We start from the raw sequence: 13,986 nt of genomic DNA, 5'->3' as shown, positions 1-13,986 counted from the left end.
GCGTCAGGCCTTCAGCCGCGGGAACGCCGCGCGACCGGCGTACGTGCCCGCGTCGTCGAGGAGCTCCTCGATCCGCAGGAGCTGGTTGTACTTCGCGACCCGCTCCGAGCGTGCCGGGGCGCCGGTCTTGATCTGGCCGCAGTTCGTGGCGACGGCGAGGTCGGCGATCGTGGTGTCCTCGGTCTCGCCCGAGCGGTGGCTCATCATGCAGCGGTAGCCGCTGCGGTGGGCGAGGTCCACCGCGTCCAGCGTCTCGGTCAGCGTGCCGATCTGGTTGACCTTGACCAGCAGCGCGTTGCCCGCGCCCTCGTCGATCCCGCGCTGGAGGCGCTCGGAGTTGGTCACGAACAGGTCGTCGCCGACGAGCTGGACCCGGCCGCCCAGCTCGCTGGTGATGGCCGTCCAACCCTCCCAGTCGTCCTCGTCCAGCGGGTCCTCGATCGAGACGATGGGGTACGACTCGACCAGCTCGGTGTAGTAGGCGGTCATCTCGGCAGCGGTCTTGGTGGCGCCCTCGAAGCGGTAGCCGCCGTCGCTGAAGAACTCCGAGGCGGCGACGTCGAGCGCCAGGGCGATGTCCGTGCCGAGCTTGAGGCCGGTGGTCTCGACCGCCTTGGCGATGAGGTCGAGCGCCTCCCGGTTGGAGCCGAGGTTGGGGGCGAACCCGCCCTCGTCACCGAGGCCGGTCGCGAACCCGTCGGACTTCAGGACCGACTTCAGCGCGTGGTAGACCTCCGCGCCCTGGCGCAGCGCCTCCGCGAAGCTGCTCGCACCGATCGGCGCGATCATGAACTCCTGGATGTCGACGTCGGTGTCGGCGTGGGCGCCGCCGTTGAGGATGTTGAGCATCGGCACCGGGAGCACGTGCGCGTTGGCGCCGCCGACGTACTGGAAGAGCGGGAGGCCCGCCGAGTCTGCTGCCGCCCGAGCGACGGCGAGCGAGACCCCGAGGATGGCGTTGGCGCCGTACTGCCCCTTGTTGGGGGTCCCGTCCAGGCGCAGCAGCGTCTGGTCGATGTAGCGCTGCTCGTCGGCGTCGAGGCCGATGATGTCCGGGCGGATCGCCTCGTTGACGGCGTCGACGGCCTTCTGGACGCCCTTGCCGCCGTAGCGGCTGCCTCCGTCTCGCAGCTCTACCGCCTCGAACTTGCCGGTCGAGGCGCCGGAGGGGACCCCCGCCCGGCTGATCGTGCCGTCGTCGAGGGCGACCTCGACCTCGACCGTGGGGTTGCCGCGCGAGTCGAGGATCTCTCGGGCTCCGACCGCTTCGATGCTTGCCACTACGGACTCCTCATGAGGGATGGTCTGTGTCGTACACATCCTAAGAGCACGGCGCTTCCGCGCCCTCCTGGTCCGCCCTCGTGGCGCGCCTCGCGTGGCGCGGCCCCGTCGGCGCGTGTCACTGGGCGCGTCTCACTCGACGAGCGCGTTGACCGTACGGCGCAGCGCCGCCTCGGGATCCTCGTCCGCGGCGCGTGCCGCCAGCACGAGCGCGAGCAGGCGGTCTCCCACCGTGTCGCCCGTGGCCTCGACGAGCGTGCCCTCACGCTCCAGACGCCCCACGACCTTGTCGGCGTAGGCGAGGGCGGGCAGCGTCGGCGGCACTCCGTCGAGCACGGAGCTGCGCTGCTTCTCGGTGGCCTTGAGCCGCTGCCACGCCGCATCGACCTCCTCGGGCGTCGCCGCGTCACCGTCGGCGAAGACGTGCGGGTTGCGCCGTACCAGCTTGTCGACGATCCCCGCGGCGACGTCGTCGATGTCCCAGCCGTCGGGGCCGCTGGACGAGTCCGAGGCGTCACCCGGTCGAGCGGCGACGGCAGCGTGGAAGACGACCTGCATGAGGAGGTCGCCCAGCTCCTCCCGGAGCTCGTCGGTGTCGCCCCGGTCGAGGGCGTCGAGCACCTCGTACGCCTCCTCGAGGAGGTAGTGCTGGAGAGAGGCGTGGGTCTGCTCGCGCGTCCACGGGCACTCGACGCGGAGCTGGTCCATGACCGCGACCAGGTCGAGCAGGCGGGCACCCGGCAGGTCGTACGACCCGAAGACCACCTCGACCTCGCCCGGGGCGTCCACGCCTCCGCCCGCCGCGGAGACGAGCGAGTCGGCGAGGCGGCGGGCCCAGGCGACGTCGCCGATGGGTGCGATCCAGAGCGTCGAGCCCTGCTCGGCGGAGGTGTCGACAGGACCGGGGGGCGCCGGCTCGACGGTGAAGCCCGCGTGTCGGACCGCCTCGACCGTCGGGTCGTCGGTGTCCGCGGCGATCACCCGACCGGCCTCGCGCACGGCGTCCCACGCCGCCAGCGTCATCAGTCCGGGAGCGACGCGGGGGCTGGTGACGAGGATCCTCACTCGCTCGACTCTACGCCGCGGCAGCGCTGGTTGGCGGGCACCGTGGCGGGGTCCTCCTGGGCGAGCTGCTCGCGCGACGCCGACAGGCTGAGGCCGGGGTCCGGCTGCCCCTCGGCGTCGAGGCCGAACCGCGGGTCGACGGTCGCGTCAACCCGCCGCAGCTCCTCGACGACGGCCTCGGTCCCGCTCTGCAGCAGCTGCTCGGTGTTCTCCTGGGTCACTGCCGTGCCAGTGACGTCGGCGCCGATCGCCGTACGCAGGGCCTGGCTCTCGAAGTCACGCTCGAGGATCTCCTGGACGTCGTCGGCGCGGCCCCGGAACATCGTCTCGAGCTGCTCGAGATCCTCCGCGCCGAGCGCCCACCGCGACCGCGGGACGTCGAGGTCGAGCTCCTCACTCAGGAGACGCGACCCGGCGAGCTGAAGCTCCTGCGTGACGAGGATCTGCCGGACGGCTCCCTGGCTTGGCGCCTCCGAACCCTGGGACGCGGCCGCCGTCGCGAGGTAGGCGCAGCCCGCGTCGGCCAGCGCGTCGAGCTTGCTCATCGAGAGCCGTTCGTCGCCGACGACCACGGCGTCACCCGGATGGACGCCGCCGCACCCGGCGAGCACGAACGCGCCGGCGACGGCGGCGAGGAGCGGGCGGGACGAAAGGCGACGGAGCATGCGGGGACGTTCCTCTCGGGCGGCGGCAGCCACGTGACACGGAACACACGCGGCAGACGACAGCCTAGAGCGCGCCGATCTGCCGCTGCACGGCGGTCTGGGGCCTCACTGGGGCGAGGCCGCCGCCGTCGCGCAGTCGGGGCAGGTCCCCCAGAACACGACCTCGGCCGCGGAGACGGCAAAGCCCTGAGCGTCGTCGGGGATGAGGCACGGCGCCTCGCCGGACACGCAGTCGACGTCGGCGATCTTCGCGCACGACACGCACACGAGGTGGTGGTGGTTGTCCTGCGTGCGGGCCTCGAAGAGCGCCGGAGAGCCCGCAGGCTGGATCCGACGGACGAGCCCGTGCTCCGCGCAGGCAGCCAGGACGTCGTACACGGCCTGGACCGACACCGATCCGAGCGCTTCTCGGGTCACGGTGGTGAGCGTGTCGGCACTGGCGTGCGGGCGGTCTCGAAGGGCATCGAGGACGGCGAGCCGCTGGCGCGTCACCCTCAGTCCAACCTTCCTGAGGGCAGCCGCGGCGTCCCAGACCTGGGTCGATGGCATCTCTCCACGGTCGTCCCATGTCCGAGATCGTGCAACCGGGGCGAGATGACCGAGATGACCGAGATGTTGGCCGTCGGTCAGGCCGCTGCCGGCGCCGGAGCGATGACCGTGTCGATCAGCGTGCGGCACCAGTCCATGAGCTCGGCGTCGCGCAGCGGCTGGCCTCCGACCGGCTTCGTCTTGGGGCGCGGCACCAGCAGGAGCTGCGCCGTGGCCTTGACGACGGAGCCCGGATAGACCCGCTTGAGGCGCATCTGCCGCGACTCGGGGAGCTCCACCCCCGCGATGCGGATGTTGTTGCCGGCCACGGTGAGCTCGGAGATCCCGGCGTCGCGGGCCCGCACCCGCAGCCTGGCCACACCGAGCAACGCGTCGACGGCGGCCGGCGGCTCGCCGTACCGGTCGACCAGCTCGTCGCGGACCTCGGCCACCTCGGCGGCGGAGCGCACGTCGGCGAGCCGCTTGTACATCTCCAGCCGCAGCCGCTCGCTCTGGACGTAGTCGTGCGGCAGGTGGGCGTCGACGGGAAGCTCGAGCTTGACCTCGCGCACGTCCTCGCCCTGGTCGCCGCGGAACTCCGCGACGGCCTCGCCGACCAGCCGCACGTAGAGGTCGAACCCGACGTCGGCGATGTGCCCGGACTGCTCGCCGCCGAGCAGGTTGCCCGCGCCGCGGATCTCGAGGTCCTTCATCGCGATCGCCATGCCGCCACCGAGCTCGGAGTGCTGAGCGATGGTGGACAGGCGCTCGTGCGCGGTCTCGGTGAGCGGTTTCTCCGCCGGATAGAGGAAGTACGCGTACGCCCGCTCGCGCGACCGCCCGACGCGCCCTCGGAGCTGGTGCAGCTGCGAGAGTCCGAGCATGTCGGCCCGCTCCACGATCATGGTGTTGGCGTTGGACACGTCGAGCCCCGACTCGACGATCGTCGAGCAGACCAGCACGTCATACTTCTTCTCCCAGAAGTCGACCATGATCTGCTCGAGCTGGTGCTCGCCCATCTGACCGTGCGCCATCGCGATGCGGGCCTCGGGCACCAGGTCCTTCAACCGCTTGACGGCCTTGTCCATCGAGTTGACGCGGTTGTGGATGTAGAACGCCTGTCCGTCGCGCAGCAGCTCGCGCCGGATCGCGGCGACGACCTGCCGGTCCTCGTACGGCCCGACGAAGCTGAGCACCGGGTGCCGCTCCTCGGGCGGGGTCTGGATCGTCGACATCTCACGGATGCCAGTCACCGCCATCTCCAGCGTGCGCGGGATCGGGGTCGCCGACATCGCCAGCACGTCGACGGCGGCCCGCAGCGTCTTGAGCGCCTCCTTGTGCTCGACGCCGAACCGCTGCTCCTCGTCGACGACGACGAGGCCGAGCTTGGGGATCTTCACGCCCTTCTGCAGCAGCCGGTGGGTGCCGATCACGATGTCGACCGAGCCGTCGGCGAGTCCGTCGAGGACCTCCTTGGACTCCTTCTCGGTCTGGAAGCGCGACAGCGCCTTGAGGGTCACGGGGAACTGGGCGTAGCGCTCGGCGAACGTCGCGAAGTGCTGCTGGACGAGCAGCGTCGTCGGGACGAGGACGATCACCTGCATGCCGTCCTGGATCGCCTTGAACGCCGCACGCACCGCGATCTCGGTCTTGCCGTACCCCACGTCGCCACAGACCAGCCGGTCCATGGGCACGGGACGCTCCATGTCGCGCTTGACCTCGTCGATCGTCGCGAGCTGGTCGGGTGTCTCGTGGTACGGGAAGGCGTCCTCGAGCTCCCGCTGCCACGGCGTGTCCTTGGTGAAGGCGTGGCCCTGCGTCGCCTGCCGCGCGGCGTACAGCTTGATGAGCTCGCCGGCGATCTGCTTGACCGCCTTGCGGGCGCGCGACTTGCGCTTGTTCCAGTCCGCGCCGCCGAGCCGGTCGAGCGACGGCTGCTCGCCGCCGACGTAGCGCGTCACCTGGTCGAGCTGGTCGGTCGGCACGAAGAGACGGTCCGGCGGCTGCCCGCGCTTGGAGGCGGCGTACTCGATGACGAGGTACTCGCGGACCGCTCCCTGGACGGTGCGCTGCATCATCTCGACGTACTTGCCGACACCGTGCTGCTCGTGGACCACGTAGTCGCCGGGCGTGAGCTCGAGCGGGTCGATCTGCTTCTTGCGGCGCGAGGGCATCTTGCGGTCGTCGCGCGGAGCCGCGGCGGTCTGGCCGACGATGTCGTCCTGCGTGAGGACGACCAGGCCGATGCCCTCCGCGACGAGCCCGTGGTCGATGTCACCGCACATGACGTGGACGACGTGCGGCGTGAGGTCGTCGACCGTGACCATCGGGTGGAAGCGTGCGGGGATGTCGTGCTCGCCGAGCACCTCCACGCTGCGCGCCGCCTGCCCCTCGCCGGGGGTCACCAGCGCGACGCGCGTGCCGTCCGACAGCCAGCCCTTGAGATCGACGAGGGAGCGTTCGACCTCGCCGCGATAGGACGGAGTCGCCACGAACGGCAGGTTGACGCCGTCGACGTCGATCCGTGCGAACTCGTCGGGCTCGCCCGTCTCAGCAGTCGGGCGATCGTCGTCGAGCAGGAACGGCGAGGTGGACCACCACGCCCGTCCGGACCCCAGCGTGTGCTGGCGGACGTCGGCAAGAGACCAGAACGCGGCGGCGCCGAGGTCGACGGGAGCCTTGCCACCACCGGCCGCGGCCGCCCACGAGGCTGCGAGGAACTCCTCGCTCGTCGCGACCAGGTCGTGGGCGCGGGTACGGACCCGCTCGGGGTCGCAGACCAGGACCGTCGCGTCCTGGGGAAGCAGGTCGACCAGCAGCTCCATCCCGTCGACGAGGGCGGGCGCCAGCGACTCCATGCCCTCGACCGCCTGCCCCTCGGCGAGCTTCTCGAGCATCTCGCCCAGCTCCGGGTGCGCAGCGGCGAGCTCGCGTGCACGGGCACGGACGTCGTCGGTCAGCAGCAGCTCGCGGCACGGCGGCGCCCAGACGTGCTCGACCGGGTCGGTCGAACGCTGGTCGGCGACCGAGAAGTGCCGGATCTCGTCCACCTCGTCGCCGAAGAACTCGACGCGGAGCGGGTGGTCCTCGGTCGGCGGGAAGACGTCGATGATGCCGCCGCGGACGGCGAACTCCCCACGCTTGGTCACCAGGTCGACACGGGTGTACGCAGCGTCGGCGAGTCGGCGGACGACGTCGTCGAGCTCGGCCTCCTGGCCGCGTCCCAGCTCGACCGGCTCCAGGTCGGCCAGACCTCGGACCTGGGGCTGGAGCACCGATCGGATGGGAGCGACGACGACCTCGAGCGCGCCGGCGTCGGGCGTCGCCCCCGGGTGCACGAGGCGCCGCAGGACCGCGAGCCGGCGACCGACCGTGTCCGAGCGGGGCGAGAGCCGCTCGTGCGGGAGCGTCTCCCACGCAGGGAAGTCGGTGACCTTCTCGGGACCGATCAGCGAGCCGATCTCCTCGGTGAGGGTCTCGGCGTCCCGGGCGGTCGCCGTCACGACGAGCACGCAGGAGCTCACCGGCACCAGGGCGGCGGCGAGGAAGGGTCGGAGGGACGGCGGGGCAGAGAGGTCGAGCGCGGTCACGCCTGCACGACGGTCGGTGACCGTACGGGCGAGGATGGGATCGGCGGCGACGGCCTGGGCCAAGGCGTGCAAGGACATCGTGTCCAGAGTAGTCGTACGGTCCAGCCGCCCCGGCCGGCCCACGACCGCGTGGCCGCGGAGTGATCGGAGGCGCCGTCCCCGCGGCGATGAAATCGGACATCTGGCCCCCGCCGTGCCGTGTAGCGTCGAGCCCTGGGCGGCCCCACCCGCCCGACTCGGGGACGCACCCCCAGGAGGTGTCCATGGCTGACCGGCGACGGTGTGCCAGTGCCGCGTTCCTCGTCGCGGCTCTCGTCGTCGGAGCCTGCTCGGCCGACGTCGCCGTCCCGCTCACCGACGCAGCCGGCACGGCGACCGCGGCGCCCGGCACGGCCCGGCAAGAGTCCTCGCTCGCTGCCCCGTCCGAGCGTGCGCCGCGGCGCCCCGTGGCCAGGCGGTGCGGTCGAGCGGGTCGCCACGGGCCGGCCCGAGCGCCACGCGGCGTCCGCCGTGTCGGGGTGCGGACCAACCTCGCGGCGGCAGCGCGGCGCGCACCCGCGGGGACGACGTTCTGGCTCGCTCCGGGCATCCACCGGCTCGGGCCAGGCGCCTACCGACAGGTGCGACCGAAGAACGGGCAGCGCTTCATCGGCGCACCGGGAGCCGTCCTCGACGGTCGTCACAGCAACCTCTACGCCTTCGCCGGCCACGCCCGGCGGGTCGTCGTCGCGCACCTGACGATCACGCGGTTCGGTCGTCGCGGGACGACCCAGAACGAGGGCGTGGTCAACCACGACGCCGGCCACGGCTGGCGCATCCTGCACAACACCATCCGCGGCAACGCCGGAGCGGGTGTCCTCGTCGGCAGTCACAACGTCCTGCGCGGCAACTGCCTGGCCGCCAACGGTCAGTACGGTTTCAGTGCCTACGAGCCGTCCGGCGTCACCGGGATCCGCATCGTCCGCAACGAGATCGGGCAGAACAACACCGACGACTGGGAACGCCGCGAGCCAGGATGCGGGTGCAGCGGAGGCGGGAAGCTGTGGGAGACGCGGGGCGCGGTCTTCTCCCAGAACTGGGTGCACCACAACCGCGGCGTCGGGATCTGGGCGGACACCAACAACACCGGGGTCGCGATCGTCGGGAACTACTTCGCGCGCAACCGCAGCGAGGCGGTCATCTACGAGACGAGCTACAACGCTCGCATCGTCGCCAACACCTTCGTCCGCAACGGCATCTGGGCGGGCCGTCGGCAGGCCGGCTTCCCCGTGGCCGCGATCTACGTGTCGGAGTCCGGCAGCGACCGCCGCGCCGGCCGCCTGTACGGCAGGGTGTTCCGTATCTCGCGCAACCACTTCGTCGACAACTGGTCGGGCGTCGTCGCCTGGGAGAACGCCGACCGCTTCGCCGGGTCACCGGCCAACACGAGCACCGGCGCCACCACCCTCGTCGCGCCCAGGACGGCCACGGTGAAGGCCTGCTCGGACCCGGCCACGATCAGCCGGCGGCCGTACTACGACGACTGCCGCTGGAAGACGCAGAACCTCCTCGTGGACCACAACCTGTTCGTCTTCCGCCGGTCACAGATGCCGGCGGCCTGCACGCCCTCGCGGGGGTGCGGGTTCATGGTGCTCGCCTCAAACTGGGGCAGCTACCCGGACTGGTCGCCGTACAAGGGACGCGTGGTCGAGGACCAGGTGACGTTCCGGCAGCGCAACCGCTGGACCGCGAACCGGTACGTCGGCTCCTGGCGGTTCATGGCCCACGAGCTCTGGCACACGGTGAGCTGGAAGGGATGGCGGTCGAAGCCGTACCGCCAGGACGCGCGCAGCACCCGCCGTTGACGTCAGTGCGCGATGGCCGGGTCGGCCTCGACGACTCCGAAGATCGAAGCGCCGGGGCTGGTCGGTGTGTCCTTCCACAACGCCCACGGGCTCACGCCGGTCCGGTACATGGACTCGAGGGCCGAGCGCTCCTTCAGCGTGTCCATCGGCGCCCAGAAGCCGTCGTACCTGACGGCCCTGAACCGTCCGTCGCGGGCGGCACGGACACAGGCGTCCATCACCAGGTCCTCACCTTCGAGGAGGTAGTCGAAGATGGCCTGCCGCAGGACGAAATAGCCTCCGTTGATCCACATCGCCATGTCGGCGACCGGGACCAGACCGGAGACCTTGCCGTCCTCGCCGATGTCGACCACGTGGAAGGAGTCCTGAGGCTTCACGGCGAGGAACTGACCCACGGCGTCCCCGTCGGCGAAGTCGTCGACGAGCGTGTCCATCGGGGCATCGGTGAGGACGTCGCCGTAGTTCGCGAGGAAGATCTCGTCACCCTCGAGGTACGGCCGGACGCGGCGGAGCCGCTCACCGATCGCGGTGTCCACCCCGGTGTCGACGAACGTGATCGTCCAGTCACTGATGTCGGTGCTGAGCAGCTCCACGTGCTGCCCGCCCTTGGTGAGGACGAAGTCGTTCGAACCGGTCTCGCGGTAGTTGAGGAAGTAGTCCTTGACCGCGTCCGCGCCGTATCCGAGGCACAGCACGAACTCGGTGTGCCCGAAGTGCGCGTAGTAACGCATGACGTGCCAGAGGACCGGACGGTGCCCTATCAGCATCATCGGCTTGGGCAACGACTGGTTGTCTGCCCGCATCCGCATGCCCAACCCGCCGCAGAACAGTACGACCTTCATCAGGACCCCCTGGGTTTTGCTTACGGGTGAGGCCCCCGTTGAACGGCTCGAACACGGCCGCGGCGCACACCCGTCGTTTGTGCGATAGTGACCGTTGCCCTTCCTGCGCGCAGGAGTTTTCATGGACTTCCCGACCCGCTCGACCGCCGGTGCGCCGTCGCAGCGAGAGCACACGACCAGGGTCTGGCTGCTGGTCGGCGGCGTCTCCGCCGCGACTCTCCTCGTCCTCACCGTCCTCGTCGCGCTCGGCGGCACGCAGGGATGGGACGACGCCGCGCGGGAGGCGTTCCGTCCTGGTGACGTCTGGGGAACGACTCAGCAGCGGGTGGACCACCTCGTCGAGGGCCTCGACCCACGAACGGTCCTCGTGCTCCTCGTCCTGACCGGTGCCCTCGTCAGCATCGTCCGCCGGTCGATCAGGCCGGCGCTGCTGGCACTGGGCGCCTCGGCCCTCACCGTCGTCGCGACGACGGTGCTCCAGATCGCCGTCCAGCGTCCCGACACCCACGGGGAGACTCCGGGGCTGGGTGGGAGCTTTCCGTCCGGCCACGTCACCACGCTCGTCGTCTGTGCCGGAACCCTCGTGCTGCTCCTCAGGCTCGACGGCCGCCGCTGGCCCTGGGTAGTGGTCGCCGTGGCCGGCGCCGCGATGGGGACCGCCATGCTCCTGCAGGCAGCGCACTGGGCGAGCGACGTGCTCGGGGGCGCACTGCTGGGGACAGTCGTCCTCGCCGCGGCCGCCCTCCTCGCACGCGCTCTCGTCCCGGCGTCGGATCAGTCACCGACCACCGTCGAGAGCACCTCGTAGAGGTCGTCGAGCTCCTTTCGGAAGCGCTCGAGAGCCTCGGCCGTCGCGTCGCTCACCGCGGGCCCGGACGACGCGGCCCGATCGATCTCGGTCAGGAGCCGACCGAGATCGATGTCGTCGATGCGCTGGCTCGCGCCTGCCAGCCCCACCTCCGCGAGGAGACGGGCGTTCTTCTCGGCATAGCCGAGCGACACGACCGGAGTCCCGGCCAGCACGCCGGCGACCACGTGGTGGAAGCGCGACGCCACGACCACCCCGGCGCCTGCGGCCTCGTCGAGCAGTGCTCCCATCGTCGCGGCATCGCACGCCTCCACCGGGCAGGACCTTCCCGCCCGCGACTGCGACCGCGCCACGATCTCCCGGGCCAGCGGCAGGTCGGCGAGGTCCCCGACGATCGTCCGCACTGCTCTGCCGGACCCCACCAGCGCGCACACGAGGTCGGTCATGGTCGACGCGTAGCGCTCCACCGCCCCGTCGGGATCGTCCTCCACGTCGTACCGCATCACACCCAGCACGACGAGGTCACGTCGGCGGGGGCGCGGCGCAGGTGCGGGAAGGCCGAAGGCGAGGTCGGGGTAGACCAGGGCGTCACCACGCGGGGCACCGGACTCCGCCATGGCCGCCCGCGAGGCCGTGTCGCGATAGCTCACGTGGTGCGCGAGGCGCACCGTCCAGGCGTGCAGGGTGCGCGTGACCCGATCACGCGCCGGCTCCGCGCCGACGGCGACCAGCGCCACGCGGCGCCCTCGGAGCCGGCTGCACGCGACCGCGAGGAACATCCAGTACGGCAGGCTCCACGGCTGGGTCAGGAGGGCCGTCTCCAGCACCCCGGTCCCGGGCACGACGAGCACGTCGAGCGAGCCCATGGCGCGGAAGGTGCGGGGAACGTCCCACACCCTGCTCAGCGCCTTGACGACGAGGTCGGCGGCACGCGGAAGCGTGCCGGCGGGCCGGTAGGCCATCAGGCGCGTGGCAGGTACACCGTGCTCCTGTTCGACCTCGGCGGGGCCGGCCACGAACGCGTGCACGTCGGCGCCGGGGTGCCGGGAGCGCAACGCTGAGAGGAACGCCGCCAGGGTCCCCTCGTTGCCGATGTTGCCCATGCCGAAGTAGCCGAAGACCCCCACCCGGGTGCGCGGTGGGCTCACGCGACCACGACCCGGTCCTCGACCGAGCGACGTTCCCGGAACGGGGACAGGCAGCTGGCGAACCAGCCGCCCACCTCGGCGAGGCAGCGACGCCGCTCGGCGCTGGTCAGGCGGGCGCGACGGATCTGGTCCAGGTAGCCGCCGACGTACTCGGCGTACATCCGCACCATCGGGTGGCGGAGCCGGTCGGCACGGCGCGGCTCGAGCGCGGCCGCCCGCGCCCTGCGGTCACCGGCGCGGGTCGCCCGCCCGGCGTGGTCACGACGCAGGTAGAGGACCTGGGGTGCCTGCACGAAGGTGCCGCGCAGCGCCAGCCCTGCGACGAACACGCGGTCGGCGTTGTAGTAGCTCCCGTGTTCGCCGACGTCTCGCAGCACGTCGGTCCGGATCACACCGTAGAAGTCGTTCCCGCCGGGGACGTACAACAGGCTGTGCAGCCGGGCGGCAGGATCCGGGTTCGCCGTGTCGAGCGCGTACGGCTGCTTGTGCACCGTCTCGCCTGCCGCGTCGATGACCGCGTCCCACGCATGGGTGAGCACGGCCTCGGGGTTCGTCTCGAGCAGCGCGACGCATCGCTCGATCAGCTCAGGCGCGTAGAGGTCGTCGTGGGACGCCCACTTGAAGTACCTGCCACGGGCCTGCGGGACGAGGATGTTGTGGTTGGGACCCGCTCCGATGTTGGTCACCTGCCGCAGACAGCGGATCCGCGGGTCCCGTGCCGCGTACTCCTCGCAGATCAGCGGAGTGGCATCGGTCGACGCGTTGTCGGAGATCACCAGCTCGAAGTCGGTGAAGGTCTGGGCGAGCAGGGCGTCGAGCGACTCTCTGAGGTACTTCTCGCCGTTGTAGACGGGCAGACCGATGGTCACGGTCGGCGCCGCAGCTGCGGACTCTGTCGTCATGCCGAGGTCCCTTCCTCGAGTCGGTCACCGATCGGCGCAGCGCCGCGCCCGGCGAGGTGGTCGTCGATCGCGCGGCGAAGCTGGATCCACCACACGCCAGTGGCGACCGCCGTCCCTGCCGCGACGCCGAGGCACGAGCCGCGGGCACCGTCGACGATCGCCCCGACCGAACCGCCCACGACGTACAAGCCCGACGTGACGAGCTGAGCAGAGAGACTGCGCCGGGCAGCGCCGAGCGCACGCACGCCCGTGGCGGCGCCGATCTCGAGACCCCCGGCGACCATGCCGACGACGACGATCGGGAGGAGGGCCCCGGCGGGACCCCACAGGTCGGCGAGGAGGAGCTCTCCGAGCCCGAACGGAAGCAGCACGAGCACCGCGACTCCCCACAGCGCGGCAGCCGCGGCCTGGGCTCCCCCGATCACCAGACAGAAGGTGCCGAGCCGGTCGGGGCGGTTGCGGACGACGTGGGTGGCCTCGGGCACGGCAACCTGGCTGAGACCCATCAGGACCACGAGGAAGGGGCCCATGAGGAGCTCGGCTGCCCGGACCTCGCCGACGGCGGCGAGACCGGCGAACGCTCCGAGCGCGATCATCCGGAGCTGGCGCGCGAGGCCGACGCTGAGGTTCTCCACGAGGTAGCGCGCCCCGAGGTCCCGGTGGGTGCGTAGCCACCCGCCGACGGCTCGTAGCGCAGGCGCCGTCCCGCTCTGGAGGAGGCCGAGACCCGCAGCCGCGGCACCCGTGGCGCCGAACGCGATGACCGCCGTCGTCACGTCGAGTCGCCCGGAAGCGTGCAGCGCCAGGACGGCACCGAGCAGCAGCAGGCCCCAGAACACGTCGTTCAGGAACGCCTTGACAGGCGTACCGGCAGCGAAGAACACGAAGCGCCAGGCGTCCTGCAGCATGAGGGCGGGGAGAGCGACCCCGAGCGCGACGAACGCCGGACCGATCGTCTCGGGCAGCGACAGGCCGGCGAGCACGCAGACGACGCCGGCGACGAGCCCGACCGACATCGCCGTCCCTGCGGCCGAGGCCGCAGGGCCCCTGCCGCGATCGCCTGTCCCGCTGTGCCGGACGATGAGCGGATCGGTCGCCAGCCCGCGCGAGGCGTTGAGCACGAGCGCGTACGTCACGTAGGCGAGGCTGAAGCCGCCGAAGTCGACCGGGCCCAACGAACGGGCGACGATGATCCCCAGCGCGAAGTTGCTCAGCGAGGACGCGGCCTGGTCACCGACGCCCCACCCCAGTCGTCGAACGACCTGACGGCCACGCGCCGGCACTCCGGCACGGGCGAGCACGCTGCGAACCAT

11 protein-coding genes are annotated in these 13,986 nt (G+C 71.3%); 2 read left to right on the top strand and 9 right to left on the bottom strand.

What is annotated here, in order from left to right; genetic code table 11:
• Positions 1-3: 3 nt before the first annotated feature.
• The 5 genes from eno to mfd all read right to left on the bottom strand — a co-directional run bounded on the left by eno (position 4) and on the right by mfd (position 7,207).
• Positions 4-1,281 carry a phosphopyruvate hydratase gene (gene eno / locus KV100_RS14130; protein WP_220343657.1) on the bottom strand — a complete coding sequence of 426 codons (1,278 nt, stop codon included), beginning with the start codon at positions 1,279-1,281 and terminating at the stop codon, positions 4-6.
• Positions 1,282-1,413: 132 nt separating this feature from the next.
• Positions 1,414-2,346 carry a MazG family protein gene (locus KV100_RS14125; RefSeq protein WP_308291444.1) on the bottom strand — a complete coding sequence of 311 codons (933 nt, stop codon included), beginning with the start codon at positions 2,344-2,346 and terminating at the stop codon, positions 1,414-1,416.
• Positions 2,343-3,011: a hypothetical protein gene (locus KV100_RS14120; protein WP_220343656.1), complete on the bottom strand. Its 669-nt coding sequence runs from the start codon at positions 3,009-3,011 to the stop codon at positions 2,343-2,345. Before KV100_RS14120 ends, KV100_RS14125 begins: the two co-directional genes overlap by 4 nt.
• Before the next feature lie 105 nt (positions 3,012-3,116).
• Positions 3,117-3,560, bottom strand: a complete 444-nt coding sequence (locus tag KV100_RS14115) for a Fur family transcriptional regulator (RefSeq protein ID WP_220343655.1) — start codon at positions 3,558-3,560, stop codon at positions 3,117-3,119.
• Between the two features lie 77 nt (positions 3,561-3,637).
• On the bottom strand, positions 3,638-7,207 hold the full coding sequence (gene mfd / locus KV100_RS14110) for a transcription-repair coupling factor (RefSeq protein ID WP_220343654.1): 3,570 nt from the start codon (positions 7,205-7,207) through the stop codon (positions 3,638-3,640).
• A 185-nt stretch (positions 7,208-7,392) separates the two neighbouring features.
• On the opposite strand from mfd, the gene KV100_RS14105 reads away from it, so the two are divergent.
• Complete coding sequence (locus tag KV100_RS14105) at positions 7,393-8,973, top strand: right-handed parallel beta-helix repeat-containing protein (protein WP_220343653.1); 1,581 nt, start codon at positions 7,393-7,395, stop codon at positions 8,971-8,973.
• Between the two features lie 2 nt (positions 8,974-8,975).
• Here KV100_RS14105 and KV100_RS14100 read toward each other — a convergent pair whose 3' ends face one another.
• Positions 8,976-9,815, bottom strand: a complete 840-nt coding sequence (locus tag KV100_RS14100; protein WP_220343652.1) for a sugar phosphate nucleotidyltransferase — start codon at positions 9,813-9,815, stop codon at positions 8,976-8,978.
• A gap of 121 nt (positions 9,816-9,936) precedes the next feature.
• Here KV100_RS14100 and KV100_RS14095 point away from each other — a divergent pair, with 121 nt between their 5' ends.
• Positions 9,937-10,623 carry a phosphatase PAP2 family protein gene (locus KV100_RS14095; RefSeq protein ID WP_220343651.1) on the top strand — a complete coding sequence of 229 codons (687 nt, stop codon included), beginning with the start codon at positions 9,937-9,939 and terminating at the stop codon, positions 10,621-10,623.
• Here the strand turns inward: KV100_RS14095 and KV100_RS14090 are convergent.
• The 3 genes from KV100_RS14090 to KV100_RS14080 are packed head-to-tail and all read right to left on the bottom strand — an operon-like array spanning position 10,590 to position 13,986.
• Positions 10,590-11,771, bottom strand: coding sequence for a polysaccharide pyruvyl transferase family protein (locus KV100_RS14090; protein WP_220343650.1), 1,182 nt, complete (start codon positions 11,769-11,771; stop codon positions 10,590-10,592). The two genes, KV100_RS14095 and KV100_RS14090, sit on opposite strands and share 34 nt — an antisense overlap.
• On the bottom strand, positions 11,768-12,673 hold the full coding sequence (locus KV100_RS14085) for a glycosyltransferase family A protein (RefSeq protein WP_220343649.1): 906 nt from the start codon (positions 12,671-12,673) through the stop codon (positions 11,768-11,770). The genes KV100_RS14090 and KV100_RS14085 overlap by 4 nt, the downstream gene beginning before the upstream one ends.
• Entirely contained in the window at positions 12,670-13,986 is a 1,317-nt protein-coding gene (locus KV100_RS14080) for a hypothetical protein (RefSeq protein ID WP_220343648.1), read from the bottom strand. Before KV100_RS14080 ends, KV100_RS14085 begins: the two co-directional genes overlap by 4 nt.

The sequence above is a fragment of the Mumia sp. zg.B21 genome (genome assembly GCF_019550855.1).
In the GTDB taxonomy this organism is placed as follows: Bacteria; Actinomycetota; Actinomycetes; order Propionibacteriales; family Nocardioidaceae; genus Mumia.
This window is presented reverse-complemented; position numbering and strand designations above follow the sequence as displayed.